Origin of the sequence: Brevundimonas sp. UBA5713 (assembly GCF_002419815.1) — a bacterium.
In the GTDB taxonomy this organism is placed as follows: domain Bacteria; phylum Pseudomonadota; class Alphaproteobacteria; order Caulobacterales; family Caulobacteraceae; genus Brevundimonas.
In genome coordinates this window covers 1-25,458 of sequence record NZ_DIGV01000016.1, presented here as the reverse complement: position 1 = coordinate 25,458, position 25,458 = coordinate 1, and the positions used below count along the sequence as shown (strand labels likewise).

The 25,458-nt window shown below is 63.2% G+C and carries 26 protein-coding genes; 18 read left to right on the top strand and 8 right to left on the bottom strand.

The features are described 5' to 3' along the window. Positions 1–91: 91 nt before the first annotated feature. The 3 genes from B3B04_RS02450 to B3B04_RS02440 are packed head-to-tail and all read right to left on the bottom strand — an operon-like array spanning position 92 to position 2,605. Positions 92–1,819: a sensor histidine kinase gene (locus tag B3B04_RS02450; RefSeq protein ID WP_292039519.1), complete on the bottom strand. Its 1,728-nt coding sequence runs from the start codon at positions 1,817–1,819 to the stop codon at positions 92–94. Between the two features lie 31 nt (positions 1,820–1,850). Next, positions 1,851–2,459, bottom strand: coding sequence for a sigma-70 family RNA polymerase sigma factor (locus tag B3B04_RS02445; RefSeq protein ID WP_292039518.1), 609 nt, complete (start codon positions 2,457–2,459; stop codon positions 1,851–1,853). After that, positions 2,456–2,605: a NepR family anti-sigma factor gene (locus B3B04_RS02440; protein ID WP_292039882.1), complete on the bottom strand. Its 150-nt coding sequence runs from the start codon at positions 2,603–2,605 to the stop codon at positions 2,456–2,458. The genes B3B04_RS02445 and B3B04_RS02440 overlap by 4 nt, the downstream gene beginning before the upstream one ends. Before the next feature lie 256 nt (positions 2,606–2,861). Here B3B04_RS02440 and B3B04_RS02435 point away from each other — a divergent pair, with 256 nt between their 5' ends. Continuing rightward, positions 2,862–3,653, top strand: coding sequence for a response regulator (locus B3B04_RS02435; protein ID WP_292039515.1), 792 nt, complete (start codon positions 2,862–2,864; stop codon positions 3,651–3,653). A 230-nt stretch (positions 3,654–3,883) separates the two neighbouring features. After that, on the top strand, positions 3,884–4,291 hold the full coding sequence (locus B3B04_RS02430; RefSeq protein WP_292039513.1) for an acyl dehydratase: 408 nt from the start codon (positions 3,884–3,886) through the stop codon (positions 4,289–4,291). A 65-nt stretch (positions 4,292–4,356) separates the two neighbouring features. On the opposite strand, the gene B3B04_RS02425 is transcribed toward B3B04_RS02430, so the two are convergent. Next, a complete protein-coding gene (locus tag B3B04_RS02425; RefSeq protein ID WP_292039512.1) occupies positions 4,357–5,148 on the bottom strand; it encodes a SapC family protein in 792 nt (263 codons plus the stop codon). 159 nt (positions 5,149–5,307) lie between these two features. On the opposite strand from B3B04_RS02425, the gene B3B04_RS02420 reads away from it, so the two are divergent. From B3B04_RS02420 to B3B04_RS02410, 3 genes are read left to right on the top strand one after another with little or no spacing between them, the layout of a single operon-like run. Continuing rightward, positions 5,308–5,805: a Fur family transcriptional regulator gene (locus B3B04_RS02420; protein WP_292039509.1), complete on the top strand. Its 498-nt coding sequence runs from the start codon at positions 5,308–5,310 to the stop codon at positions 5,803–5,805. Next, on the top strand, positions 5,805–6,692 hold the full coding sequence (locus tag B3B04_RS02415) for an alpha/beta hydrolase (RefSeq protein ID WP_292039507.1): 888 nt from the start codon (positions 5,805–5,807) through the stop codon (positions 6,690–6,692). Before B3B04_RS02420 ends, B3B04_RS02415 begins: the two co-directional genes overlap by 1 nt. Then, a complete protein-coding gene (locus B3B04_RS02410; protein ID WP_292039505.1) occupies positions 6,682–7,650 on the top strand; it encodes a hypothetical protein in 969 nt (322 codons plus the stop codon). Before B3B04_RS02415 ends, B3B04_RS02410 begins: the two co-directional genes overlap by 11 nt. A 1-nt stretch (position 7,651) precedes the next feature. Here B3B04_RS02410 and B3B04_RS02405 read toward each other — a convergent pair whose 3' ends face one another. Then, positions 7,652–8,809: an aminotransferase class V-fold PLP-dependent enzyme gene (locus B3B04_RS02405; RefSeq protein WP_292039504.1), complete on the bottom strand. Its 1,158-nt coding sequence runs from the start codon at positions 8,807–8,809 to the stop codon at positions 7,652–7,654. A 260-nt stretch (positions 8,810–9,069) separates the two neighbouring features. Next, positions 9,070–11,946 carry a preprotein translocase subunit SecA gene (secA, locus tag B3B04_RS02400; RefSeq protein ID WP_292039503.1) on the bottom strand — a complete coding sequence of 959 codons (2,877 nt, stop codon included), beginning with the start codon at positions 11,944–11,946 and terminating at the stop codon, positions 9,070–9,072. Positions 11,947–12,293: 347 nt separating this feature from the next. Here secA and B3B04_RS02395 point away from each other — a divergent pair, with 347 nt between their 5' ends. Genes B3B04_RS02395 through B3B04_RS02380 form a run of 4 tightly spaced genes read left to right on the top strand, consistent with a single transcriptional unit; the run spans position 12,294 to position 15,205 of the window. Continuing rightward, positions 12,294–13,154 (top strand): peptidylprolyl isomerase, encoded by an 861-nt coding sequence (locus tag B3B04_RS02395; protein WP_292039500.1) that lies wholly within the window; start codon positions 12,294–12,296, stop codon positions 13,152–13,154. Then, positions 13,151–14,539, top strand: coding sequence for a bifunctional glutamate N-acetyltransferase/amino-acid acetyltransferase ArgJ (gene argJ, locus B3B04_RS02390; protein ID WP_292039498.1), 1,389 nt, complete (start codon positions 13,151–13,153; stop codon positions 14,537–14,539). The genes B3B04_RS02395 and argJ overlap by 4 nt, the downstream gene beginning before the upstream one ends. Beyond that, on the top strand, positions 14,536–14,961 hold the full coding sequence (mutT, locus tag B3B04_RS02385; protein WP_292039494.1) for an 8-oxo-dGTP diphosphatase MutT: 426 nt from the start codon (positions 14,536–14,538) through the stop codon (positions 14,959–14,961). Before argJ ends, mutT begins: the two co-directional genes overlap by 4 nt. A gap of 25 nt (positions 14,962–14,986) precedes the next feature. Beyond that, positions 14,987–15,205 (top strand): Flp family type IVb pilin, encoded by a 219-nt coding sequence (locus tag B3B04_RS02380; protein WP_292039492.1) that lies wholly within the window; start codon positions 14,987–14,989, stop codon positions 15,203–15,205. A 30-nt stretch (positions 15,206–15,235) separates the two neighbouring features. Here B3B04_RS02380 and B3B04_RS02375 read toward each other — a convergent pair whose 3' ends face one another. Beyond that, complete coding sequence (locus B3B04_RS02375) at positions 15,236–16,123, bottom strand: methyltransferase domain-containing protein (protein WP_292039490.1); 888 nt, start codon at positions 16,121–16,123, stop codon at positions 15,236–15,238. Between B3B04_RS02375 and B3B04_RS02370 the strand changes: the two genes are divergently transcribed. The 6 genes from B3B04_RS02370 to B3B04_RS02345 all read left to right on the top strand — a co-directional run bounded on the left by B3B04_RS02370 (position 16,122) and on the right by B3B04_RS02345 (position 19,757). Further along, the gene (locus tag B3B04_RS02370) at positions 16,122–16,940 is read left to right on the top strand and encodes a ComF family protein (RefSeq protein WP_292039488.1); all 819 of its coding nucleotides are present in this window, start codon (positions 16,122–16,124) and stop codon (positions 16,938–16,940) included. The two genes, B3B04_RS02375 and B3B04_RS02370, sit on opposite strands and share 2 nt — an antisense overlap. A 76-nt stretch (positions 16,941–17,016) precedes the next feature. Next, positions 17,017–17,274: a glutaredoxin 3 gene (grxC, locus tag B3B04_RS02365; protein ID WP_292039485.1), complete on the top strand. Its 258-nt coding sequence runs from the start codon at positions 17,017–17,019 to the stop codon at positions 17,272–17,274. Positions 17,275–17,297: 23 nt separating this feature from the next. Further along, positions 17,298–18,137, top strand: a complete 840-nt coding sequence (locus B3B04_RS02360) for a carbon-nitrogen hydrolase family protein (protein ID WP_292039482.1) — start codon at positions 17,298–17,300, stop codon at positions 18,135–18,137. Next, complete coding sequence (locus tag B3B04_RS02355) at positions 18,134–18,571, top strand: DUF1178 family protein (protein ID WP_292039479.1); 438 nt, start codon at positions 18,134–18,136, stop codon at positions 18,569–18,571. The genes B3B04_RS02360 and B3B04_RS02355 overlap by 4 nt, the downstream gene beginning before the upstream one ends. Positions 18,572–18,635: 64 nt before the next feature. Continuing rightward, a complete protein-coding gene (locus B3B04_RS02350; protein WP_292039477.1) occupies positions 18,636–19,154 on the top strand; it encodes a GNAT family N-acetyltransferase in 519 nt (172 codons plus the stop codon). Between the two features lie 36 nt (positions 19,155–19,190). Further along, positions 19,191–19,757 (top strand): lipocalin family protein, encoded by a 567-nt coding sequence (locus B3B04_RS02345; RefSeq protein WP_292039475.1) that lies wholly within the window; start codon positions 19,191–19,193, stop codon positions 19,755–19,757. A gap of 54 nt (positions 19,758–19,811) precedes the next feature. Here B3B04_RS02345 and ubiG read toward each other — a convergent pair whose 3' ends face one another. Continuing rightward, positions 19,812–20,639, bottom strand: coding sequence for a bifunctional 2-polyprenyl-6-hydroxyphenol methylase/3-demethylubiquinol 3-O-methyltransferase UbiG (gene ubiG, locus B3B04_RS02340; RefSeq protein WP_292039474.1), 828 nt, complete (start codon positions 20,637–20,639; stop codon positions 19,812–19,814). Positions 20,640–20,719: 80 nt separating this feature from the next. Here ubiG and B3B04_RS02335 point away from each other — a divergent pair, with 80 nt between their 5' ends. The 3 genes from B3B04_RS02335 to B3B04_RS02325 all read left to right on the top strand — a co-directional run. After that, positions 20,720–22,018: an aspartate kinase gene (locus tag B3B04_RS02335; protein WP_292039473.1), complete on the top strand. Its 1,299-nt coding sequence runs from the start codon at positions 20,720–20,722 to the stop codon at positions 22,016–22,018. 62 nt (positions 22,019–22,080) lie between these two features. Continuing rightward, the gene (ptsP, locus tag B3B04_RS02330; RefSeq protein ID WP_292039472.1) at positions 22,081–24,369 is read left to right on the top strand and encodes a phosphoenolpyruvate--protein phosphotransferase; all 2,289 of its coding nucleotides are present in this window, start codon (positions 22,081–22,083) and stop codon (positions 24,367–24,369) included. A 155-nt stretch (positions 24,370–24,524) separates the two neighbouring features. Beyond that, positions 24,525–25,458, top strand: a 934-nt coding sequence (locus B3B04_RS02325) for a helix-turn-helix domain-containing protein (protein ID WP_292039470.1), incomplete at its 3' end; no start/stop codon positions are given.

Sequence of the window (25,458 nt, the reverse complement as noted above, 5' to 3'; positions counted from 1 at the left end):
GCAAGGCGTGTTCGCCTTGACGTTGAAACGTCAGCGCCTCTTCGAGGTTCCTTGATGAAGGTGGAAGAGAATTGTCCGCAACAGAGCGTGCTCAGTCGGTCACATCAGGCGTCAGGAAGGTAAGGCGCGCAATCGACCCGCCGCTGGGCGCTTCGACCAGTTCTGCCTTGCCCCGCAGTTGTTTGGCAAAGGCCGTCATGAGGGTCAGGCCCACACCGGGGGATGTGACTTCGACGCCGGGGCCGTCGTCTTCCACCTCCAGCACACTGGTTTCGCCATTGACCTTGAAGCGGACCTTCAGATCACCGCCGCGTTCAGCAAAGGCATGCTTCTGTGCGTTGGAAATGGCTTCGACCAGCCACAGCGCCATGGGGGCCAGTTTTTCCGGATCGATCTGCAGGCTGTCGGCTTCTACCGAACTGCTGACCAGCGGGCCCCTGATGGATTCAGAGGCCACCAGATGGCCGACCAGTTCGTTCAGGAACATTTCTGCATCAGCGCGCCGTACGTCCGTGCCTTGGTACAGCGTGCGATAAATCAGCGCCAAGGCCGAGATACGCTGACGCGTATCGCCCAATGCCGCCCGCGCGGCCGGATCGCTGACCGCGCGCTGCTGCATCGACAGCAGAGACGAAATGATCTGCAGATTGTTTTTCACCCGATGGTGAATCTCGCGCAGCAGGGCGTCTTTCTCGTCCAGCGCCTCGGTCAGTGCCGCATCGCGATGGGTGATGTTGTCGCCCAGCTCATCCATGGTCTGGGCCAGACGCCGGATCTCCAGCGGCGCATTCTCGGCCTGTACCGGACGCACCGTATAGCGGCCCCGCGCATAGATGGCGGCAATCCGGTCCAGATAGTCCAACCAGCGGATCACGATCCGTTCGGAGGCAAACATCACCGCGGCAAACGCGGTCAGACAGGCTGCCAGCGGCATCATCAGGAAGCGGATAGGATTGGTCGCCCAGAACCATGGCGAGGCTGCCGGCGCGGCCATCACCGCATAGGCATTCAGTTCGGTCACGGGCGCCCGGGCATAGACCCGTCGGATGCCGTCTGTGCCGACGGCTTCGATCAAGTCGGCATCGCGTGATGGATCACGCATCCAGTCGCTCACGCTCTCGATCTGCGGATCGAAAGCCGGATTGCGCTCGACGGTAAGCGGCTGCCCCATCGTATTGAAAAGGGCCGAATAGGAATTTTCCGGAAGACCCTGCACCGTGGGATCGATCTCCAGATCGTCCAAATGCAAAACAGCGACCATCACGCCGTCAAAGCCACCCAGCGGGCGGGTGACGCGTTGGGCCTGAATGACAAACGGCTCGCCCCGCGCCTGTTGGATGCGCTCGGGGACATCGGCATTGATGTCGTGCAGTTGCTGGAACCACGGCGACTGGGCCGGGTCGCCCAAAAGGTCATGGCCCCGATCATCGGATTGGCAGACGATCTTGCCGGATTGGTCGATGCGATAGAGGGCCTGAATATCGTCAAGGCGCTGGGCCAGTATGCTCAGGCGGGCCGAACAATAGGATGAAGTCGCTTCAGGTCCCAACACCATCAACATGGTATCGGTGCGGCCGAGCAGTCCCGTGGCATTGCTGACGCTCTGTTGCGCGGCCAACTGCAGATCGGCTCTCAGGTCGGCGCTCTGGCGTTGGTATTCGCCCCGCGCCTGTGCAAGTCCCAACAAGATAAACGGCAGCAACGCCAAGGCCATGGCTAAACCAAGACGGGCGCGAATGCCTTCAATGCGCCTGCCGCGCGGATGGGGTCTGTCGCCGGAACGGAACACACGTTCCAGCGCATCCCGAATGCGTTTCAAAGGCTTGCCCCCGGGCCGCTGCATCGCGGCCTCAAGACTGGTGGCTGCCGCTCAGCCGATCGGCATCGGCCAAAATGGAGCGCATGGCATCGCCTGCAGCCTTGCCGTCGCGGTCATAACCGCCGCGCTCCAGCGCCGCCTGCAAGGCCTTGCGGGCGCGCGAGACGCGACTTTTGACTGTGCCCACCGCGCATTGACAGATCGCAGCGGCCTCTTCGTAAGCAAAACCGCCTGCGCCCACCAGAATGAGGGCTTCACGCTGTTCTTCCGGCAGGGTCTTGAGAGCCTGGCGCAGTTCGTCCAACGCCACGGGTGCCTCGGGATCGTCCACTGCGATCAGGGTCCGCTCGGCAGCTTCCTGATCCAGCTGGGTCGAACGCCACGAGCGGCGCTTTTCAGAATAAAACTGATTGCGCAGGATCATGAAGGTCCAGGCCTTCATGTTCGTGCCCATCTGATAGGAGGCACGGGCATCCCAAGCCTTCATCAAGGCTTCCTGGGCCAGATCGTCCGCAGCGGTAGCGTCACCGGTCAGGGTGCGCGCAAAAGCGCGAATATGGGGGATCAGCGCGACCAACTCTTTCTTGAAGGCGTTGTCGTCGGCCGACGGCGGCTTAGGAGCCGCGCCGTTTGAAGTCATGCCCCACCTTCGTTCGTGCCGAGATCTGCGCGTCTCAGAATGTCAAGGAACTCGTCCGGGACAGGCTCGTTCACAACCTCGTCAAACAGGTGACGAAGCTTTACGCCGATGGCTTGCTGGCGGAGGCGGGCTTCATCCAAGTCCATGTCTTCCACCGCCAGATCGTCGTCCAAAAGTCTAGATTTTTCAGTCATTAATGGTTTGACCATCCCCCGAACCGGCGGTGTCGCCGGGTTCACACGCAAAATGTAACGCTGGACTGTAGCGACAGTTCCTTAAGCTTGACCAAATAATGTAAATTTGGACCATGGGGGCGGGAACTGGGGTGATCATCAAACGTTTTGCAGACAAGCGGCGCTGTTTCGAAACAAGCCGTGTCATGACAGTCGGGGAATATCTTTAATGAGTCTTTTGGCCAGGCTTGCGCCGCATCTGCCTTATGTCCGTCGTTATGCCCGCGCGTTGACGGGCGATCAGGCGACGGGCGACCAATATGTCCGTGTTGCCCTCGAAGCCTTGGCGGCCGGTGAGCGCCAGCTTCCAGCCGACATGACGCCGCGCGTAGCCCTGTATCATGTGTTTCACACCATCTGGTCTTCGACGGGAGCGCGCCTCGAGGACACCCATGACGGTGACAGCGGCGTGGCCGATCTGGCCGCCAAGCGTCTGATGAAGATCTCGCCGCGCTCGCGTCAGGCCTTTTTGCTGACCTCGCTCGAAGGCTTTACCCCTTCCGAGGCGGCTCAGGTTCTGGGCACCGACCCGCGCACGGTCGACCAGCTGATCGGAGAGGCGCAGTCCGACATCGACGCCGAGCTGGCTACTGACGTTCTCATCATTGAAGATGAGGCGATCATCGCCGCCGACATTGAAAGTCTGGTGCGCGAACTGGGTCACGATGTCACGGGCACTGCCACCACCCACACTGAAGCAGTGGAAGCGGTGCGCCAGCATAAGCCGGGTCTGGTGCTGGCCGATATCCAATTGGCCGACGGTTCGTCGGGCATCGACGCGGTGCGCGATATCCTCAAGGACATCAATGTGCCGGTCATCTTCATTACGGCCTTCCCCGAACGTTTGCTGACGGGTGAGCGTCCGGAACCGACCTTCCTGATCACCAAGCCTTTCCAGCCCGAAACGGTAAAGGCAGCGATCTCGCAGGCTCTGTTCTTCCACCCTTCACGCCGCGCCTGATCGCGCGCCGGGCCAAGGAACCGCATGACGGCGGGGGCGTTTTGGGATTGTGGACCGCAACAGCGGTCGGTCCCCTCCCGACCTCGGCCCACCTCATTTCTCGATGATGCGAACTCTAGGGCGGCTCCGATTTTTCGGAGCCGCCCGATCTTTATGGCCCCTCGACATCCCCGTTTTCTGACGCCAGTGTGCCGCCAGCCTTCCACGGCGCAGCAAGAGGGCCGCCACGCGTGACCGGTAGTCTCAGCGTCCATTTCGAAGAGTTGGAAATAGGTCAGGTCATCGCCATGGGCGTGTGCGCGATAGATGAGACGGGCCTTGGCCTGTTTTCCGAGCGTTTCCTGCCGGGCTGGGATGCAGCCTATGGCGCGCCTGACCCTATGCTTTACACGCTCTGGAGCCGCCTGTTCGGCGATGTTTCCTCCCATTGGGCGGGGTTCAAGGTGCTGGCCGTGGACGGGGTGCGGTTCCTGCGAAATCCGCCGGCGGGTGAGCTTTTGCGCGGTCGGTTGACCATCGTCGGCAAGGATCCGGTGGGCGACACCAAGGGTGTGATCATGACCCAGCAGGATTTGCTGGATGAGGCAGGGCGTCTGGTCTTTTCCTGCATGACGCGCGGACTGGTCGCGCGCCGCTAATCCCAACAAAACGCCCCGCCGGTGAGACCGACGGGGCGTTTGTTGTCTTGAAAAGACGTCGCCGGTTAGGCGTTGGCAGCCGCCGGTTGGGCCGACTGGCGGGTGATGGCCATGGCGATCAGACGATCCCAGCCGCCCAGCGACACCAGATGGGCGTAAATTTGGCCCAGAGCGCCGTTGTCGCGCAGTTCAACCAGCTTCTCGGCCGGCAGAGCTTTCAGCTTGTCTTCCGAGATAGCGAAATACTCGGCCAGCTTCTGGGTTTGGCCCGCGGTGCCGTCCGGATTGCGCGGGGTGAAGTTGGCTTCCTTGACTTCGAACAGGTCCAGATCGGTCAGCAGCTTGACGAACGACTCGGTGCGCAGGCGCTCTTGTTCGAAATTGTTGCAGAACTCCATGGCGTTTTTGACGTAGGCGCTCGGCTCATTGCCTTCGAACAGCGGGGTTTCGCCGCCTTCGACGAAGTACGGTGCGGCGCGGTCGATGCACAGGATCATGCGCTGTTGTGCGTCGTCGTTGGCAAAGACGAACGGATAGCGACGGGCATAGGCCGGGATGTAGGCGTCCGGACGGAACTCGCCGTCGGTCACGAACAGGTTGTCGTTGGCCGACAGACCCATGGCCACGACCGGCTGCTTGGTGTCACCCACGAAGATGATCGGGTACGACAGGGCGGCCGGAGCAAACTCGGTCACGGTCAGCGGAACGACATTGGTCTGGCCGATGAAGGCATACGGCTTGTCGACCGCCTTCACGCCCAGTTTGCCGTGAGCTTCGACCGACAGGGGTTCCGGCTGGCTGTAGAAAAGAACGGTACCGGTCAGGCCGCCGGCGTTTTGTGCAGTGGTGTCGGTCATTGAAGTTTCTGAGGTTCTGGACAGAAAAGAGGCGTCTTCTAGCCTAAGCCAAGGCCGTCGGCAAACGACCTGCGATATGAACAGTGTAAAGCTGCATCACAGATGCCAAGTTGACCCTGCAGGTTGCGAGAAGGCGCGCGAACCCTTAGCTGTGATCACATGGTAGCTGCCTGTCAACATGAACACAGTGGCCACGGCCTCACTGCCCCCGAAGTGGACCGCGCTATGGCGGCCATTGAGGCGGCATGCGTGGCCGAGGGTGAGCGCATGACGGCCCCGCGCCGTCGCGTGCTGGAACTGCTGTTGACGGCAGGCGAGCCGGTAAAGGCTTATGACCTGATCGCGCGCTATGGCATCGATGGACAGGCGGCCAAGCCGCCGACGGTCTATCGCGCTCTGGAATTTCTTGAACGGCGCGGGGTGGTCCATCGCATTGCCTCGATCAGCGCCTATGTAGCCTGTAGCGCCCAAGAGGACGAGGTGGGCAGCCATGCCGCTGCTTTCCTGATCTGCGACTGCTGTGGGGCCACTGCTGAAGTGGCCATTCCCTCCAGCAGTCTCGGCATCGATGTCGCCGCATCTGCAGTCGGCTATGAGATCGAGCGTACGACGATCGAAGGCCATGGCCGCTGCGCCAACTGCAAGGTGGCCGCCTGATGGACGCCGTGGCGTTGGAAGAGCCGCGCCGTCGCTCCATCCCGATTTCCAACCGGTGGGGCGAGGGCACCTTGTCGGTGTTGGACTTTGGCGACCCCAACCGTCCGGTCGATCTGGTGTTCGTGCACGCCAACGGCTTCAACGCCTATACCTATAAACGCCTGCTACAGCCGCTGTCGGCGGGCCTGCGCATCTGGGCACCGGACCTGCGCGGTCACGGCCAGACCCGGCTGCCGCTGCACATTGCAACGCGCCGAAACTGGCACGATCACCGCGATGATCTGATTTCACTGCTGATGAGCATGGACGGCCCGCCTGTCGCCATGGCCGGTCACTCCATCGGCGGTGTCAGCAGCCTGCTGGCTGCCGCCGAGGTGCCGCAGCGCGTATCCAAGCTTTTGCTGCTCGATCCGGTGATCTGGGGCCGCCTGACGGTGGGCTTGTTCGGATTGCCGTTACTGGGTCGCATGCCCAGCAAGGTGCCGATCGTCAAATCCACGCTGCGTCGCCGCTCGGTCTTTGAAAGCCGTGAACAGGCGTTCCAGTCGTGGCGGGGCAGGGGGGCGTTTAAGGGCTGGCCCGACGCTGTCCTGTCGGACTATGTAAGCGGCGGTCTAATCGAGACCGACAAGGGCTTTGAGCTGGCCTGCTCGCCCGCGTGGGAGGCCTCCAACTACGCCAGCCAGGGGCACAACCCGTGGCGGGCCATGCGACGTTTTCGCGGCGACATCCATCTGATGAAGGCAGGCGTGGGGAGCCTGTGCGTGCCGGGGAAAAATACCGTCCCGTCCCATGTTCGGGTTGAGACGGTGGAGGGGGGCGGCCATCTGTTTCCGATGACACATGCGGAACGGGTGAGGGACGCTCTATACGATCTTGCTGTCTAGGTGCCTTTGGGCAGGCCTCGCTGCGGGCGCGGGCCTTGGCCTGTTGCTGGCGGGAGCGTCGATTGGCGCATGGTGGATGCTGGACGGGCGCCATCGCCCCGTACAGATCACCGGCGACGCCGCCGCGGCCCAAGCCGCCATCGAAGCCGCGCCCTATGTGGTGCTGAACTCTGGCGTGCGGCCCGTCATCCTGATCGGTCCGCGCGACAATGCGGTTTTTGACCAGTGGGCGCGCCAAGAGGCCGTGCAACTGGCCGCACAGGGCCGCCAGGTGCGCGTCATCACCATACCGTCGGGCTATGGTGGTGCCGCAGAAGAGGCGACCGTGGCCCAGATGTGGCTGGAGCCCAGCAAGACCCTGTTTGACGAATGGATGGGCCGCCGTGCCGAGCTTTGGACGGCTGCGGGCCTGACGCCGGTCGGCCGCGATCCCCTGCGTCAGGAAGCCTTGGCGCGGGCCAAAGGCTTTGCCGCCGAGATCAGCGATTTGGTCGGGGCGCAGAACCGCTGGCCCCTGGTCTTCTGGCATGATCCCGCAGGCGCTCTTGCCCTCTGCGTGTGCGACACTCAACAATCGCAGGCCAAGGCGCGCCTGACCTTGGGACTAGGCGGACAGGCCGAACGGGTCGCCTCGCCGCAGGAAGCCGTAGCTGTGGCCGCGCCGGTCGAGGCGCAGCCCGTGTCCTATCCCTACCCGCAAGGGCTGACCCCGCCGATCGAGGCAGTGACCGAGGCCTATAATGTGCCGGTGTCGGAACTGTATGAACCGGCCCCCGCACTTACGCCGTCTCCGCGCTTGCCGGGTGATCCCTTGCCGGTGGTGACCGCACCCACCGCCACAGCGCCCGTCACGCGGGTGCCAGCAGCCCCCACTGCGCCCCGTCAGCGCCCGACCCCGCGTCAGGTCGACACGGCCCCGCCCGTCGCGCGCAAGGACGCCGAGGCCCTGTTCTACTAGGTCACATTTCCAGACATGTGGCGATCAGCCGGTCCACATCGGCCTCGTCCTGATAGGGGCCAAAGCCGAAGCGGATCACATCATCGCGCACATCGACGATGATGCCGCGCTCGGCCAGCGCCTCTTTCAAGGCCGCCGCCTTTTCAAGCCTCAGAGCCAAAAAACGCGCGTGGGGTTGGCCATCCACTACAGGGTTTAGCCATTCGGCATGGGCAAAGGCGTGGTCTTGGCTGGTCTGCAATGCGGTCTGAAAGCGCTTTTGCAGGCCAAGGCTGTGGGCGTTCAGATCGGCGACGCCAAGGCCTTCCTCGGTCAGCATGTCCTGCACGGCATTGAAGCGGTAAAGCGCGCTGACATCGAAGGTCGCGCCCCAAAAACGCCCGCCGTCGGTGCGGTACTGCACCCCGCCCGCAGGGCCTTCCAGATCGCCGAATTCGGCAAACCATCCGGTGATAGCGGGCCGCGCGCCAAAGCCGTCCGGCGCGTGCAGGAAACAGGCTCCTTCGCCCGCCATGGCGTATTTATAGCCGCCCGCCAGATAGAAGACGCGGTCGTGAATGGCCGACAGATCGGTCGGCACCGACATGAAGCCGTGATAGCCGTCAATGACCACCCACGGCCCTTCGGGCTTGGACAGGCGGGCCAGTGCCTCCAGATCACCGGCCAGACGACCGGTGCGGAAAAACACCTGACTGACAAAGATCAGATCATGGCCGCCCGCCTCGGCGGCGACGCGGAAACGCTCTTCAAAGGTGTCGGCGGGTTCCACGGAAACCTGCGTGAGCACCACCTCGCCCGCTTCTTCCCAGCGCTGGCTCTGGCGGCGGAAGGAGTGGAATTCGCCATCGGTGGTCAGAATCCGTACGGGCTTGGTCTCTACCGCCGAGACGATACGCAGCAACAGGTCATGGGTATTGGAGCTGAACACCACACTGTCGGGACCTGGCAACCCCAACTGCCGCGCCACATGGCCTTGGGCTTGCGGGATCACCTCGCTAAAGATCAGATCCCATTTGCGGTCGGCGAATTTGTTGGCCTCGGCCCATGCACGGACCTGAGCATCGAAGGTCACGTCCGGCCACAGATGATGGCTGTGCGCCGCAAAATGCAGGCGCTGGGGATCAAGTGACAGGGCGCATTCAAAACGGTGCTTTAACATGGGCACCACCTTACCGTGTTCTGGGAGCCGCCCAATAGAAAAGGGCGACACCGAAGCGTCGCCCTGATCAAGAATAGTTTTGCGGCTCAAGCCGCGAACATCCGCGAGGTGAGCGTAGCCGCAGCGGGCAAAGCCCGCCTTAAACTAAGCCGCTCAAGCAGCGACCGACCGCGTACGTCGCGTTAGCGGCGGCGGGCTGTGCCCGCCATTCCAAGATTAACCCGCGGTCAAAAGGCTCCGCCTTTTCGACCCGACGCGGGTTAGACCAATCTACCGTGGCAGTGCTTGAACTTGCGGCCCGATCCGCACGGGCAGTCGCCGTTGCGGTTGGTGCGCTCCCAGCCTTCCGGCAGGGCTTCGACCGGCAGCGCCGCGCGGTCATCGCCTTGCAGCAAGCCTTCGGGGTTTTGGGCGGCCGGATTGTCCATCTGGTTCTCGCCCGTGCCCGGGTTCAGGTGGATTTCCTCGAACTCCGGCATTTCCATCGCGGGCGGCGGCTGGAAGCGGAACTCGACCGTCATCAGCCAGCGCGTTACATCGTGGCGCAGGTCGTGCAGCAGGTTTTCAAACAGGTTGAAGGCTTCGGTCTTGTACTCGTTCAGCGGATCACGCTGACCATAGCCCCGCAGACCGATGACGCCGCGCAGATGGTCCAGATGGACCAGATGCTCGCGCCACTTCATGTCGATCATTTGCAGCATGAACTGCTTTTCAAGCCCGCGGGTCTGTTCGACACCGATCAGCTCCAGACGCTCGGCGGCGCGGGCATCGGCGGCGGCGTTCAGACGCTCTTCGATCTCTTCGTTCGACACGCCTTCCTCGGCGGCCCAGTCATGCAGCGGCAATTCCAGACCGAGGGTGTGCTTCACCTTCTCGTCCAGACCGTTGATGTCCCACTGCTCGGCATAAGCCTTCGGCGGCATGTAGCGTTCGACCAGATCGGACACCACGTCGCGGCGGAAATCCTCGACCAGTTCGGACAGATCGTCGGAGTCCATGAACTCCTGACGCTGTTCGAAGACGGCCTTGCGCTGGTCGTTTACGACGTCGTCGTACTTCAGCACGTTCTTGCGCATATCGTAGTTGCGGGCCTCGACACGCTTCTGGGCGGTCTCCACGGCGCGGTTCAGCCACGGGTGGCTGATGGCTTCGCCCTCGGCGACGCCAAACCGGCTCATGATCGCATCCAGACGGTCGCCGGCGAAAATGCGCAGCAGGTCGTCTTCGCACGACAGGTAGAATTTCGAGGTGCCGGGGTCACCCTGACGACCGGTACGACCGCGCAGCTGGTTGTCGATACGGCGGCTTTCGTGGCGCTCGGTACCCAGAACGAACAGACCGCCTGCGGCCAGTGCCTGTTCCTTGGCAACGGCGATCTCGGCCTTGAACTCGGCTTCCTTGGCAGCGACCATTTCGTCGGTCACTTCGATCGCCATGTTGCGCTGTTCCTGACGCCAGCGCTGGATGCGCATTTCCAGGTTACCACCCAGCTGGATGTCGGTACCGCGACCGGCCATGTTGGTGGCGATGGTCACTGCGCCCGGCAGACCGGCGTCGGCAACAATATAGGCTTCCTGCTCGTGCTGGCGCGCGTTCAGGACGGCGTGCGGAATGCCGCGACCGGTTTTGTAGGTGATGTTGTAGGCGTCATCACCGACCTTTTGGGCTTCCTTTTCGCGACCGGCATACTCCGGCTTCAGCTCGCGGCTGACCTCGACCTTGTAGTCGCAGGTCTTCAGCAGCTCGGACAGCTCTTCGGACTTTTCGATCGACACGGTGCCGACGAGGATCGGCTGACCCTTCACGTGGCATTCGGCGATCTGTTTGACGATGGCGGCGTTCTTTTCCTTGAAGGTGCGATAGACCTCGTCGTCATAATCCTTGCGTTGGATCGGACGGTTGGTCGGGACCTCAAGGACGTCCATCTTGTAGATGTCGAGGAATTCTTGCGCCTCGGTGGCGGCCGTACCGGTCATACCAGACAGCTTTTCATAAAGGCGGAAGTAGTTCTGGATCGTCACCGAGGCCAGTGTCTGGTTCTCGGGCTGGATCTTGACGTCTTCCTTGGCTTCCAGCGCCTGGTGCAGGCCTTCGGACAGACGGCGGCCCTGCATCATACGGCCGGTGTATTCATCGATCAGGATGATCTCGCCACCCTTGATGATGTAGTCCTTGTCGCGCTGATACAGGGTATTGGCGCGCAGGGCCTGGTTCACGTGGTGGACCAGCGAGACGTTCAGCGGGTCGTACAGGTCGTCGGTGCCATCCGCGAAGTGACCGGCTTCCTTCAGCATGTCCTCGATGCGTTCCGAGCCCAGCTCGGTTAGCAGAGCCTGACGCTGCTTTTCGTCAAGGTCATAGGTGGCCTTGTCCTTGACCAGCTCTTTCACCAGCGTGTCGACGATCTTGTAGAAGTCCGAACGGTCTTCGGTGGGACCCGAGATGATCAGCGGGGTGCGGGCTTCGTCGATCAGGATGGAGTCGACTTCGTCGACGATGGCGAAGTGGTGCTCGCGCTGCACCATCTCGCGACGGTCATAGACCAGGTTGTCGCGCAGATAGTCGAAGCCGAATTCGTTGTTGGTGCCGTANNCGAACTCGTTGTTGGTGCCGTAGGTGATGTCGGCCTGATAGGCCATCTGGCGCTGGCCTTGCGACAGGCCGTTGACGATCACGCCCACTTCCAGACCTAGGAAGCGATAGACCCTGCCCATGGTCTCGGCATCGCGTCGGGCCAGATAGTCGTTCACGGTGATGACGTGCACGCCCTTGCCCAGCAGGGCGTTCAAGTACACCGGAGCCACAGCCACCAGCGTCTTGCCTTCACCGGTACGCATTTCGGCGATGCCGCCTTCGTGCAGGATCATGCCGCCGACCAGCTGCACATCATACTGGCGCTGGCCCAGAACGCGCTTGGACGCTTCACGCGCCACGGCGAAGGCTTCGTTCAGAATCTTATCCAGAGACTCCCCGCCTTCGATCCGGTCCTTGAAGGTCTGCGTCATCATGCGCAGTTCGTCGTCGGACAGGGCCGCGAACTTGGTTTCAAGGGCGTTGATCTTCTGAACTTGGGCCGTGAAGGCCTTGACCTTGCGGTCGTTCGAAGAACCGAGGAATTTCTTGGCGAAGCCGAGCATGGGCGTTCCGGATCGGTCGAGCGGTTAAGGGCTCAGAAAATAGGGTCTTGGGCCTAAATCGCGGGTTTCCATCGCAGCCGTTTACGGCATCCCTGAGAACTAGGGCGCGCGAAGGGCCGCGCATACGATCGAAAACCCCTCGACTTGGGCGCAGGCCGGACTTAAGCACCGCCCTATGACCTGTCAACGCGAGCGCTGTTTTGGCGACGCTTGCGCAGGGCATCTCCTCCGTAGGCTGCCGCCTCTCCATAGACCCGTTTCAGGAGCGCCCGATGACTGCATCGCGCCCTTCCTTTTCTGGATTTCGTCCCGTCATGGCGGGCATTTGCGCCTGTTTGGCGTTGTCTTTGGCTGCCTGCGGAGATCGCAAGGACGCCAGCCACCCCGACGCAGGTGACCGGATTGTCGCGCGTGTAGAAAAACATGAAATCTGGGCATCCGATGTTCGCCGTGAAGCTGTCGCCCAAGGTCTGATTGGCGATGCCGAGCCGCTGGATGTGCGCTCCGAACTGTTCCGACGCGTACTGGACGAGGTGATCGACCAGACCCTGCTGGCCGCCGAGGCCGAGCGTCGCGGACTGGCTGACAGTCCCGCCGCCCAGCGCCGCCTCGAAGCCGTGCGCCAACGCATTCTCGGTGACATGCTGGTGGAGACGGTGGTGGACCGCGCCGTTTCCGATGAGGCGGTCGAGCGCCTCTATGCCGAACAACAGCGCCGTGCCCAGAAATCCGAAGAGGTGCGCCTGCGCCTGATCCTCAGCCAGTCGAAAGAACAGGCCGAGGCGGTGATGGCGCTGCTGGGGCAGGGGGCGGCGTTCGAAGCCGTGGCCGCCCAGCGCTCCATCGACGAGGCCTCACGCTTCTCCGGCGGTGATCTGGGCTATGCCACGCCCGACCTGCTGCCAGCGCCCTATGCCAGCGCCATCGTCGGTCAGGACACCGGCGCTGTGGTCGGTCCGGTTCAGGCCCCCAATGGCTGGGCGGTGCTGCGTGTCGAGGACCGCCGCGCCGAGACCCCGCCGACGCTGGAGCAGGCCCGCCCCGTCATCGTTCGCTATCTGACCTACGAAGGGGTGCGCCAGCTGCTGGAACAGCTGCGTGGCAAGGCCGAGGTCCAGATTGAGATTGACCCGCCCAAATCCGTCACGCAAACGCCGCCCCCTGCTTCGGCATCCCCCAACGCTGCCTCCACCGGAACCGCCTCATGAGCCGCCCTCCTGCTTCCAAGTCCTCCTCGACCGGACAAAAGATTGAATCCGCTATCGAAAAGGCTCTGGATCCGTTGACCTCGGTCATCAAGCGCGCGACGCAGCCCTCGGCCAAGGCCGCTGAAACCCCTGCTGCGGGCAAGCCGGGCCTGATGATCTCGCCGTTGGCCGTGCCGTTTCCGGTGATGCCGCCGGTCGGCGGGGTAGAGATCGCCACGGCGCGCGCAGGCTTCTACAAGCACCAGCGCGACGATCTGGTGGTCTTCCACTTCCCCGAAGGTGCCAACTGCGCAGGCGTGTTCACCCGCCACAAGGTGGGCTCGGCTCCGGTGGACTGGTGCAAGCGACAGCTGGGCGCGGAAAAGGGTGGCGAGGGCGTCAAACTGTTGGTGGTCAACGCCGGCTGCGCCAACGCCTTTACCGGCAAGGCCGGTGCCGATGCCGCGCGTCGCACGGCCGGTGAGGCCGCCAAACGCTTCGGCTGCCGCCAACGTGACGTCATGCTGGCCTCGACCGGCGTGATCGGCGTAGTGCTGGACGACACCAAGATTGCCGCGCGTCTGCCGGACATCGAAAACGGTCTCGGTGCAGACAACTGGGCCAAGGCCGGTCAGGGCATTATGACCACCGACACCTTCCCCAAGGGCTCGACCGCCGAGTGCGAGATCGAGGGCGTGAAGGTGCGCGTGTCGGGCATTGCCAAGGGTTCAGGCATGATCGCGCCGGACATGGCGACCATGCTGGCCTTCATCGTCACCGATGCCGATATCGCCCCGCCGGTGCTCAAGGCCCTGCTGAACCTGCACGTGCGCACGACCTTCAACTCGGTGACCGTGGACGGCGACACCTCGACCAATGACACGGCGCTGATCTTTGCCACCGGCACCTCCGGCGCACCGCGCATCGGCCGCGTCGGTGACCGCCGCCTGAAGGATTTCTCGCGCGCGCTGGAACAGGTCATGCTCGACCTTGCCCACCAGCTGGTGAAGGACGGCGAGGGCGCGACCAAATTCGTGAAGATCACCGTGGACGGTGCCGCATCGCCCGCTTCGGCCCGCAAGCTGGCCAAGTCGATTGCCGACAGCCCGCTGGTCAAGACCGCCATCGCCGGCGAAGATGCCAACTGGGGGCGTATCGTCATGGCCGTCGGCAAGACCGAGGAAGACGTCGATCGTGATCGCCTCGCCATCTATTTCGGCCCGCACACGGCGGCCATCGATGGCGCGCCGGCCCCCGACTACGACGAGGCCAAGATGAGCGCCTATATGAAGAACCCCGAGATCGACATCACGGTGAACGTCGCCTCGGGCCGCGCTTCGGCGACCGTCTGGACCTGCGATCTGACCAAACGCTACATCGAGATCAACGGGGACTATCGTTCGTGACCGAGGCCGTTGCCGAAGCTCAGGTCCCGACCGTTCTCGTCGTTGCCGTGGCGCTGATCGATCCGGATGGCCGCATCCTGATCGCCAAGCGCCCCGAGGGCAAACAGCTGGCCGGACTGTGGGAGTTTCCGGGCGGCAAGGTCGAGCCGGGCGAACGTCCCGAGCAGGCCCTGATCCGCGAGTTGAAGGAAGAGCTGGGCATCGATGTGAAGGAGGCGTGCCTCGCCCCCTTCGTGTTTACCAGTCACGCTTACGAAAAATTTCACCTGTTGATGCCACTGTATCTGTGCCGGCGGTGGTCCGGCACGGTGGTAGCCAAGGAACATTCGGCTCTGGCGTGGGTCAAACCCGCGAAATTGCGCGATTATCCCATGCCTCCGGCGGATGAACCTCTGATCGCCTGGCTTCGCGATCTGATCTAATCAAGGCGTGCCGAAGGGGTGTGTGATGCTGACAAACGTTAAGGATTTCGCACACGACGACAGCGGTGCCACGGCCATCGAATACGGCCTGATCGCCGCTTTGATCGCTCTTGTCATCATCGGTAGCGTGGCTGCTCTGGGCGGCGGCAACAGTGGCATGTGGGAATATGTTAAAAACGAGGTCGTCGCTGGCTTGGATGGTGGCAAAGGCGATAGCGGAGACGGCGAAAGTTCTGGCGACTAAACGCACAAAAGGGGCCTTTCGGCCCCTTTTCTAATTCTCGCCCGTCTGTTCTTTTACGCCCAGTGCATCGGCCAGTCGCATCTTGGCCGAGCCCCGCTTGGCGGGCTTTTGCTGGCTGTCATCCGGGGCCCAACCGGCAAGGTGCACCATTTCGAACGTCGCCGGAATCCGGCCATCGGCCTCTGCATGACGTTCGAAATAAAGCTCGACGGCGCGCGTCACGATACGGCGGCTTAAAGGGCGGATCGGACCCGCCAGACTATTGGTCTCGCCCATGGCCCGCAGGTCATGCATCAGCGACAGCGGGCTGGAATAGCGCACGGTAATCCGGTCCACATCCGAGACGGGCAGGGCAAACCCAGCCCGCTGCAACAGGGCGGCACCGTCAAAGCCATCCGCAAAGGGAGACACGCGCGCCTGCGCCCCGCCGGTCATTTCCAGCTCGGCATCGGTCAGTGCCCCGCGCAGTTCCTTCAGTGTCGCCGCGCCAAACAGGCTGCCGATAAACAGGCCATCGGGGCGCAGCGCGCGGCGGATCTGGCTCAACGCGCCGGGCAGATCATTGGCCCAGTGCAGGCCGAACAGGTTGACGATCAGGTCGGCGCTTTGCGGCTCAAGTGGCAGAGGGGCCGCCCCCGGTGCCGCGCGATCGGCAATCGTGCCGATGTTTGTGATCGGCCCCATGCGTTCGGCGGCGGGCAAGCCGTGCAGCGCCTCGGCCAGCACGCCCTGATGCGGCGACAGGTCCACAGGGTTCTTGAACTCGCGCAATATGGCCGACAGAGTGTGGGCCGCGTCCTCTGCCGCACGACGATGCAGGAAATCGGCCTTGGCAAACAGCTTGGCCGATCGCGTCAGCCTCTGCTGGCGACGCGCTGTGTCGAAGATAATCGGGGGACCGGAAGAGGGGGCGCTCATGTGGGGACTAGATGGCGGCTCGCCGTCGGAATGGAAAGACCTTTGCCGTCGCCAAACGGCGGATTTTGCTCTGCGTGGCAAAAGACTGGGCCGCGCCCTGACCGATCTGGTCCTGCCGCCACTCAGCTATGATGATGCCAAATCGGTTGCCTCGCAGGGTCTGACCTCTGCCGCATGGTCACAGATCACCTTTCTGGAAGATCCGGTCTGTGACGGCTGCGGCCTGCCGTATGAGCATGACGGTGGCGGCTTCGGCATTGACCGGTGCGCAGCCTGCCTGTCGCACCCGCACCGGTTTTCGCGCGCCCGCGCCGCGTGCCTGTATGACGAACATTCTCGCGGATTGATCCTGGGGCTCAAGCACGGCGATCAGCAGCAAAACGCCGCTCTTTTTGCGCGCTGGCTCAGCCGCGCGGCCGCGCCCATGCTGGATGATGTCGATGCGGTGGTACCCGTGCCCCTACATCCGCTCAGGCTGTTGCGACGCCGCTTGAACCAGTCCGCAGAGATCGCCCGCCCTTTGGCACGCACACGTGGACTGCTCTACCTGCCCGACAGTCTGAAGCGGGTGCGCCTGACAGCTTCCCAAGGGGGCAAATCCGGTCGCCAGCGTCGGCTGAACGTCAAAAACGCTTTCGCCGTAACCGGCAGGGGCGTCCAGCAGATCAAGGGCCGCCATATCCTGTTGGTGGATGATGTGCTGACCACAGGGGCCACCGCCAACGCCTGCGCCGAGGCCCTGATGGCCGCCGGAGCGCGTCAGGTCGACCTTGCTGTCGTTGCGGGGGTGCGCGGCGGGCGGGAAATGCCTAAATAGGATCATACATCGGGCTTTTGCGGATCGATCTCGACCGTCGGGGCCTTACGCATAAGAGTTTTAAAGGAGATCCCCCATGGCCGAAGTCGTCATCTACACCAAGCCGGGTTGCCCCTATTGCATCCGCGCCAAGGCCCTGCTGGACCGTAAGGGTGCCGCCTACACCGAGATCGTCGCCTCGAACGATCCGGAAAAGAAGGCCGAGATGGTCGAGCGTTCGGGCGGCGCAGCCACCTTCCCGCAAATCTTCATCAATGATCAGCACATTGGCGGCAGCGACGATATCCACGCTCTGGACGCCAAGGGTGGTCTCGACCCGCTGCTGGCAGCCTGAGGCCAAATGATCGGGGGCGCGACATGAGCAACATCGTCAATGTGGCTTTGATCCAGACCTGCACGCCAGCCACGGCGAAGGCGGGCCTTGATCACGTCGCGCCCATGATCCGTCAGGCAGCCCTCAAGGGGGCCGAACTGATCATCACGCCCGAGGCCACCAACTTCCTCGAACAGAGGAAGGGCCTTCGTGACGCGGCTCTTGTGAACGAGGGCGATGATGTCGCCGTTCAGGGCCTGTGCAAGCTGGCTGCCGAGCTCAAGGTCTGGATCCTGATGGGATCGGCCATGGTGCGCTCGAACATTGATGGCGATGACCGTGCGGCCAATCGTAGCCTTTTGATCGATCCGACAGGCACCATCGTCGCACGCTACGATAAAATGCACGTCTTCGATGTCGATCTGGACACGGGCGAGCGCTGGCGCGAAAGCGCGGTGGTCCGTCCCGGATCGGAGGCGGTGGTGGCCCCCACGCCGTGGGGCGGACTGGGTCTGACCATCTGCTATGACGTGCGCTTTGCCTATCTGCACCGCGCCTTGGCCCATGGCGGAGCCAGCCTGATTGTCGTGCCTGCTGCCTTCACCCGCCCGACCGGAGAGGCCCACTGGGAAGTCTTGCTGCGGGCGCGCGCCATCGAGACCGGCAGCTATGTTCTGGCTCCCGCCCAAGGCGGCACCCATGAGGATGGCCGACAGACCTGGGGCCACTCGGTCGTCATCTCCCCGTGGGGCGAGGTGATTGCCAAGCTTGACCACGACCGCCCTGCAGTGCTTCACGCCCAGCTAGACCTGTCAGCGGTCGAGAAGGCACGTCGCGCCATTCCCGCCCTGACTCACGATCGATCCTTTGTCACTGCGCAATGATCCGCTACGCCCTTGTTTGTGATCAGGACCACGGCTTTGAAGCCTGGTTCGCCTCGTCTTCCGACTATGACGACCAAGCCGCCCGCGGTCTGGTCGAATGCCCCTTCTGCGCCTCGCGCGAAGTGAAAAAGCAGATCATGGCCCCCGCTGTATCCGGCACCAAGAAGACCGCTGGCGCTCCCGCCGATGCCGTAAAGGCCATGCAGACCATGATGATGCAGGCCGCGCGCGAGGTGCGCAGTCACGTCGAAGAGAATTTCGAATACGTGGGCGACGCCTTTGCCCGCGAGGCTCGCGACATCCACGAAGGCCGCAGCGAGAAGCGCGAAATCTATGGTGAGGCCACGCCTACGGATATCAAAAAGCTGAAGGATGACGGCATACCCTGCCTGCCGCTGCCGGACGCGCCGCCCGATCCTTCCAAGGCGAACTGAAGGCCCAGTGGGGCGTTCTCAGGGGTTGGCCTGATGGCCTGGCCCGGTATTTCTGGAGTTCAAGATGTCTGTTGCCTCCGTGTCGGCGCTGGAATGGCGCGCCATGACCGAAAATGATCTGGACGGCGTGGTCGAGGTGGCAAAGGTGTCCTTCCCCGACCACCCCGAGGACCGTATCTGCTTCGCCAACCGTTTGGATCTTAATCCTCGCGGTTGCTATGTGCTGTCGGACGATGCGGGCACCGTGCGCGGCTATCTGGTGGCCTATCCGTGGAAACGCTATGCGGCTCCGGCGCTGAATGTCCTGATCGACGCTGTCCCCGACGACGCGGAAACCGTTTACCTGCACGATCTGGCGCTGCATCCGTCCACGCGCGGCGGCGGCTATACCCGTCAGGTCGTCGAAGCGCTGGCCGACGCGGCGAAGGCAGACGGCTACAGGATGATCTCGCTGGTGGCTGTGAACAATGCGTCGGGCTTTTGGGCTCGCAACGGTTTTGAAGCCCAGAACCCGCCGGGTATGGCCGAAAAACTGGCGTCCTATGGCGAGGATGCCCGCTATATGGAACGCGCATTGGGCTGAACGGAACAACGTTCGTCGATAGTGCGTTGCGGTGGGATGAAAAACTCCCCCCTCCCCAAACTGCTCGTTGCCGGTGTGGCTGTCGCCGGTCTGTTGGCGCTCGGTGCATGCGCGACTCTGGCGCGTCAGGGCCCGTCGGGTAATGCCAATGTACCCGAGCCGACCAAGGCGGTCGAACTCGATCGCTATCTGGGCAAATGGTACGAACTGGCCCGCTATGAGTTCGGCTACCAAAAGGGCTGTGAGGCCGTTACGGCTGAATATCGCCTGCTGGAAGATGGCCAAATCGGCGTGACCAACGGTTGCCGTCAGGACTCGGTCAACGGCGAATATCGCGAAGCCACCGCCAAGGGAAAGGTGGTCGAAGGCAGCAACAACACCAAGCTGAAGCTGTCCTTCTTTGGCCCATTCTACGTCGGTGACTACTGGATTCTCGACCATGCCGACGACTACAGCTGGTCGATCGTGGGCGAGCCGTCGGGCCGCAACCTGTGGATCCTCAGCCGCGAAGCCAAGCCGTCGCAGGAACAGCGCCAGCGCCTGTACGATCGCGCTGCCGAGCTGGGCTATGACATGAGCCTGCTGCGCGAAACCCAGCACTAAGCTGGAGCTTGTCCAAAATGAAGAAGGGGAGAAGCTGGTGCCTCTCCCCTTTTTTCAGGCCTGTTTGACTGCCACCATCATATAGTTGATGTCGGCGTCGCCTTCTTTCCACTTGTCGGTCAGAAGGTTGTACTCCAGCCCGAACGGGCCGGTGACGCTCAGCGGCTCGGACTTCAGCATGTCGCGGATTTCGTCCGGCTTCAGGAACTGTCGCCAGTTGTGGGTACCGGCAGGCACCCAGCGCAGCACATATTCCGCCGCGAACTTGCCCAGCAGCAGGCCCTTCAGCGTGCGGTTAAGGGTCGCAACGATCATAGTGCCGCCGGGTTTGACCAGCTTTGAGCAGGTGCGGATGAACTCGCCCGGATCGGCTACGTGCTCGATCACCTCCATGGTCAGCACCACATCGAACGGGCCTTCGCCATCGGCCACCGTCTGCTCGACGGTGGCGGCGCGATAGCGGATATTCAGACCCACCTGTTCAGCGTGGGCGCGGGCCGTGCCGATGTTTTCGCTCGACGCATCCAGCGCCGTGACCTCGAACCCCATGCGGCGCATCGGCTCGGCCAGCAAGCCACCGCCACAGCCGATGTCGATCAGGCTCAGGCCTTCGAACGGGGCGCGACTGTTGGCGTTGCGGCCATAGTGCTCGGCCACGCGGTCGCGCACAAAGCGCAGGCGCGCCGGATTGAACCGGTGAAGCGGCGCAAACGGCCCCTTGGGGTCCCACCATTCAGCGGCCTGAGCGGAAAAACGTGCCACATCGGCAGGGTCGATACTGGGGCCCTCTGCACGTTCCATCTCCGCCTTGGGCGAATTTTCGGTAAAACCCTGTGAGGTTTGGGGTTTGCGCTCGGGGCCGGTGTCGTTAGAAGCGGACATGAGCCAAGGGATGGACTGCCTTTCTTCCCGACGCAAGTGCAACACGACCCCGAACAGGGGCTTGAGAATTGGATACCGGTATGACGGGGGCGAACCCGCAGACGGATGCAAGCCGTCTGGTCATGAAGTTCGGCGGAACTTCCATGGCCGATCTGGAACGGATCAGGCGCGCCGCGCGCATTGTCGCGGCCGAGGCCGCTAAAGGCAAAAAGGTCGCCGTGGTGGTGTCTGCCATGGCGGGTAAAACCAATGAGCTGGTGGCGTGGACCGACGGGGCAGGGGCTCCGGCTGCGGGTCTGTATCCGGCGGGCACCCTGTCCGACGATGAATATGATGTGGTGGTCGCCTCGGGCGAACAGGTGACTTCGGGCCTTCTGGCCATCACCCTGCGCAATATGGGCTATAAGGCCCGCAGCTGGATGGGCTGGCAGATCCCGATCATCACCGATGACGCCCACGCTCGCGCGCGCATTGAGGAAATCCGTGCCGAGGCTATGGCCGCCAGCATGGATGCCGGTGAAATTGCCGTCATTCCGGGCTTTCAGGGCGTCACTCCCGAAGGCCGCATCACCACGCTGGGCCGTGGCGGTTCGGACACTTCGGCAGTCGCCGTGGCGGCGGCGCTGAACTGCCCGTGCGACATCTATACGGATGTGGACGGCGTCTATACGACCGACCCGCGCGTCGAGAGCCGTGCGCGCCGTCTGGCCAAGGTCTCCTATGAGGAGATGCTGGAAATGGCATCCCTTGGGGCCAAGGTGTTGCAAACACGCTCGGTCGAGATGGCCATGCACAATCGGGTTCCCGTGCGCGTGCTGTCCAGCTTTATCGAGCCCGATGAAAACGGAATTCTGCCGGAAGATGCCGGCACCCTGATTTGCGATGAGGATGAGATCGTGGAAAAGCGCATCGTTTCCGGCGTGACGATGAGCCGGGACGAAGCCCGGATCACTCTGCTGGGTCTTTCGGACCGTACCGACGCTCCGGCCGACGTCTTCACCCGTCTGGCCGAGGCCAATGTGAACGTGGACATGATCGTCCAGTCGCAGGCCCGCACCCCCGGCACCGTCAACCTGACCTTCACCACCGGCCGCCGCGATGCCGCGCGCGCCGCTGAACTGATGCAGTCGGAAAAGGACTCCATCGGTTTCGAGGAAATCCGTGTCGATGACGATGTGGCCAAGGTGTCGGTCATCGGCGTGGGCATGCGCTCGCACGCCGGTGTGGCGCAGATGATGTTCCGCGCTCTGGCCGACAAGGGCATCAAATTCCAGGCTATCTCGACCTCGGAAATCAAGATCAGTGTCCTGATTGAATCGGCCTATGCCGAGTTGGCCGTTCGAGCGCTTCACGCGGCCTATGGACTGGAAGCCCTATAGGTGAAAACAAAGGCGCATCTTATCTGGTACACTGACCCGATGATGCGCTGACAGGAGTGACCATGGTCAAAGCAGGCGGACTGTCGACAAGGGGGCCCAGAAACCTCCTGCGCCAAATCCGCGAGGCTTTGGCGGGCGGGGCCGATGCGGCCCATGTGGCCAGCGCCCAACAGCGTCTCGACGTGGTGGTGCGGATCATCGCCCGCTCCATGGTGGCCGAGGTCTGCTCCATCTATCTGCGACGCGGGTCGGGTGAACTGGAACTGTTCGCGACCGAAGGTCTGAACCCCGAGGCCGTCCACAACACCCGTCTGCGCCCCGGCGAAGGTCTGGTGGGCGAAGTGGCCCGTCTGGCCCAGCCTGTCAGCCTGTCGAATGCGCAGGAACACCCAAGTTTCTCGTATCGCCCCGAAACGGGCGAAGACCCGTTCAACGCCTTCCTTGGCGCGCCGCTGTTGCGCGGTGGCCGCGCCATCGGCGTGCTGGTCGTGCAGAACCGTGCCGCCCGCGTCTATGACGAGGACGAGCTGGAGGATATCCAGAACATCGCCATGGTCCTGTCCGAGACCGTGGCCTCCGGCGGTTTGCTGGGCGATGCCGAACTGCGCGACGTCGAACTGGCTCCGCACCGGCCCGAGCGTCTGAGCGGCCAGAAGTTCGCCGAAGGTCTGGCCGTGGGTCGGGCCATTTTGCACGAAGCGCCGGTTCCGCCCGACAAGCTGCTGGCCGACGATCCGGCACTGGAAGAGCAGCGCCTGAATGCCGGTCTGGCGGCACTGAAATCCAGCATCGACGTGCTGTTGGAGGGCGGTCAAGCCAAGCTGGGCGGCACCCCTTATGAGGTGCTGGAAACCTACCGCATGTTCGCGGACGACCGCGGCTGGAACCGCTCCCTGCTGGAGGCGGTCCGCAGTGGTCTGACGTCCGAGGCGGCGGTGGACCGTGTGCGTACCGAACACCGCGCCCGTTTTGCCAGCGCCCGTGACCCCTATATCCGCGAGCGGCTGCACGATTTCGAAGATCTGGCCAACCGCCTGCTGCGTATCCTGATGGGCGATGACCCCTCGGCGCGCGTCATTCCTGACGACGCCATTCTGGTGGCGCGTAATCTGGGTCCGGCCGATTTGCTGGAATATCCGCGCAGCAAGCTTAAGGGCCTGCTGCTGGAAGAAGGCTCCCCCGCCGGTCACGCCGCCATTGTGGCGCGGGCCCTGCAAATCCCGTGTGTGGGCCGTCTGCCCGGTCTGCGTGACCGCCTGTCCGAGGGCGATGCCGTCATCGTCGATGGCGAGACGGGCGAGGCCTATTTGCGCCCGCGTGCCGACATGCTGGCCGCCATCCAGAACCGGATGGAGGTGCGCGCCCAACGCCGCGCCGAGTTCGACCAGCTGCGTGATACGCCCGCTGTCACCTTGGATGGGCGGCGCATCATGCTGCTGACCAATGCCGGTCTGGCGGTCGATCTGGAAAACCTCGACATGACGGGGGCCGAGGGCATCGGCCTGTTCCGTACCGAGTTCCAGTTCATGGTGGCCGACGAGCTGCCCAAGCTGACGGCCCAGACGGCGCTGTACAAATTGGTGCTGGATGCGGCAGGCGACCGCCCTGTGACCTTCCGCACGCTGGATATCGGCGGCGACAAGGTGCTGCCCTATCTGGAGCCCGAGCGCGAGGAAAACCCCGCCTTGGGCCGTCGTGCCATCCGCTTGGGTTTGGACCGTCCCGCCCTGCTGCGGATGCAGCTTCGTGCCTTGCTGGCCGCGGCGGCAGGTCGCGAACTGCGCGTCATGTTCCCGATGATCGCCACGGTCGAAGAGTTCCGCCGTGCGCGCGAACTGATGGACGTGGAATGCGACTGGGCCCGTCGCCGAGGCCGCAACCTCCCGCGCCTGATCCGTCTGGGGGCCATGATCGAATGCCCCAGCCTGCTGTGGCACCTCGACGCCCTGTTGCCGCTGACGGACTTTGTCTCTGTCGGCACCAACGACCTGATGCAATATATGTTTGCCGCAGACAGGACCAATCCGCGCGTGGCGGACCGCTATGACGCCATGTCGCCGCCGGCGCTGAGAGCGCTGTTGGAAATCCGCCGGAAATGCACCGACACCAATACGCCGGTGTCGATCTGTGGTGAGATGGCGGGCAAGCCGCTGGAGGCCTTTGCCCTGATCGCCTTGGGCTTTGACCGCCTGTCGGCTCCGGCCAGTGGCGTGGGGCCGGTCAAGCGGATGATCCTGTCCGCCGATCTGAATGCGGCTTGGCGGGGCATGGAGCCCTTGTTGGCCTCATCGGCCTCGTCGGTGCGCGGCGAGATCGAGTCCCTGGCCCGCAAGCTGAACCTTGGGGTGTGACCGCGCCATACGTTGAACATGGACGGATGGTCGTCTAAGCGATGGATCAGGCGCTGACGGCGCAAACGCCACGGATACCCCGCTCGATGGATCAGGATCGGCCTTTGCCGTCCCAGACAGATACAGCTGCCCCAGACACGTCGCAGGACCTGTCCTTGGGGGCACGTCTGCGCGCGGCGCGTCTGGCATCGGGCCTGTCCATGGCCGAGCTGTCGACCAAGACCCGCGTCCATCCGCGCTTTCTGACCGCCATTGAACAGGGCGACCAGTCGGTCCTGCCGTCACGCATCTTCACCACCGGCTATGTGCGCATCTATGCGCAGGTGCTGGGGCTGGACGAACTGGAAGCGGTCGAACAGTTCAAGCGCGAAAACCCGGAGGCCGCGACCCAGCTTCAGGCCCCGACCGGCGCTGCCTTCCAGGAAATGCGCCGCCGTTCTCCGGCTATTTTAGCCGTGGTCGGCATGGTCGCCGTGGCCTTTCTGTCGTGGAATATCTATCAGCGCCTCAGCCGGATCGAGCCGCCTCATCCGTCCGACCTTGTGGCCACGCCCAAGGAATGGCGTGAAATCACCGATGTGCCCGGCCCGGAAGAACTGACGCTGAACGCGCCGCAGGCCGCTCCGCCCGACCAGAGTATTCCGCCCATGTATCTGACGCGCGGTATCGAGGCCGAGCTGCTGGGCGATGATCCGGAAGCGCTGGCCACGGCCACCCCGCCTTCGCCGCCGGTGCAGGCCGCCTTTAATCCGCGCGGTGCCCTGTACGGCGCTCCGGCCACCAGCTCCATTGTCGTGCTGCAGGCCAATCGCCCCGTCACCTTGGTGATCCGTCAGGGCGACGGTCGCATTCTGTTTGCCCGCCAACTGGCGGCCGGTGACAGCTGGCGCGCGCCGCAAAATGTTCAGGCGGTGGTGGATGTATCTGAGCCGGCGGCGTTCGACATCTATATGAACGGAGAGCATGCCGGCACCTTGACCACCAACCAGACCCAGTTGGGTTCATTGAACAACCGTGCCGCAGGGCTGGCCCGTGCTTCCGAGGCGCGCGCGGCCGCTGCCGCCGAGGCCGAAGCCCGCGCCCGTGCCG

Excerpts from the sequence above, each read along its gene's own strand:
- B3B04_RS02445 (WP_292039518.1), bottom strand. The coding sequence starts at position 2,459 with ATGACTTCAAACGGCGCGGCTCCTAAGCCGCCGTCGGCCGACGACAAC.
- B3B04_RS02440 (WP_292039882.1), bottom strand. The coding sequence starts at position 2,605 with ATGGACTTGGATGAAGCCCGCCTCCGCCAGCAAGCCATCGGCGTAAAG.
- B3B04_RS02435 (WP_292039515.1), top strand. The coding sequence starts at position 2,862 with ATGAGTCTTTTGGCCAGGCTTGCGCCGCATCTGCCTTATGTCCGTCGT.
- B3B04_RS02425 (WP_292039512.1), bottom strand. The coding sequence starts at position 5,148 with ATGACCGACACCACTGCACAAAACGCCGGCGGCCTGACCGGTACCGTT.
- B3B04_RS02420 (WP_292039509.1), top strand. The coding sequence starts at position 5,308 with ATGGTAGCTGCCTGTCAACATGAACACAGTGGCCACGGCCTCACTGCC.
- B3B04_RS02415 (WP_292039507.1), top strand. The coding sequence starts at position 5,805 with ATGGACGCCGTGGCGTTGGAAGAGCCGCGCCGTCGCTCCATCCCGATT.
- B3B04_RS02405 (WP_292039504.1), bottom strand. The coding sequence starts at position 8,809 with ATGTTAAAGCACCGTTTTGAATGCGCCCTGTCACTTGATCCCCAGCGC.
- argJ (WP_292039498.1), top strand. The coding sequence starts at position 13,151 with ATGAGCCGCCCTCCTGCTTCCAAGTCCTCCTCGACCGGACAAAAGATT.
- B3B04_RS02380 (WP_292039492.1), top strand. The coding sequence starts at position 14,987 with ATGCTGACAAACGTTAAGGATTTCGCACACGACGACAGCGGTGCCACG.
- B3B04_RS02370 (WP_292039488.1), top strand. The coding sequence starts at position 16,122 with ATGTGGGGACTAGATGGCGGCTCGCCGTCGGAATGGAAAGACCTTTGC.
- B3B04_RS02375 (WP_292039490.1), bottom strand. The coding sequence starts at position 16,123 with ATGAGCGCCCCCTCTTCCGGTCCCCCGATTATCTTCGACACAGCGCGT.
- grxC (WP_292039485.1), top strand. The coding sequence starts at position 17,017 with ATGGCCGAAGTCGTCATCTACACCAAGCCGGGTTGCCCCTATTGCATC.
- B3B04_RS02360 (WP_292039482.1), top strand. The coding sequence starts at position 17,298 with ATGAGCAACATCGTCAATGTGGCTTTGATCCAGACCTGCACGCCAGCC.
- B3B04_RS02355 (WP_292039479.1), top strand. The coding sequence starts at position 18,134 with ATGATCCGCTACGCCCTTGTTTGTGATCAGGACCACGGCTTTGAAGCC.
- B3B04_RS02350 (WP_292039477.1), top strand. The coding sequence starts at position 18,636 with ATGTCTGTTGCCTCCGTGTCGGCGCTGGAATGGCGCGCCATGACCGAA.
- B3B04_RS02345 (WP_292039475.1), top strand. The coding sequence starts at position 19,191 with ATGAAAAACTCCCCCCTCCCCAAACTGCTCGTTGCCGGTGTGGCTGTC.
- ubiG (WP_292039474.1), bottom strand. The coding sequence starts at position 20,639 with ATGTCCGCTTCTAACGACACCGGCCCCGAGCGCAAACCCCAAACCTCA.
- B3B04_RS02335 (WP_292039473.1), top strand. The coding sequence starts at position 20,720 with ATGACGGGGGCGAACCCGCAGACGGATGCAAGCCGTCTGGTCATGAAG.
- ptsP (WP_292039472.1), top strand. The coding sequence starts at position 22,081 with ATGGTCAAAGCAGGCGGACTGTCGACAAGGGGGCCCAGAAACCTCCTG.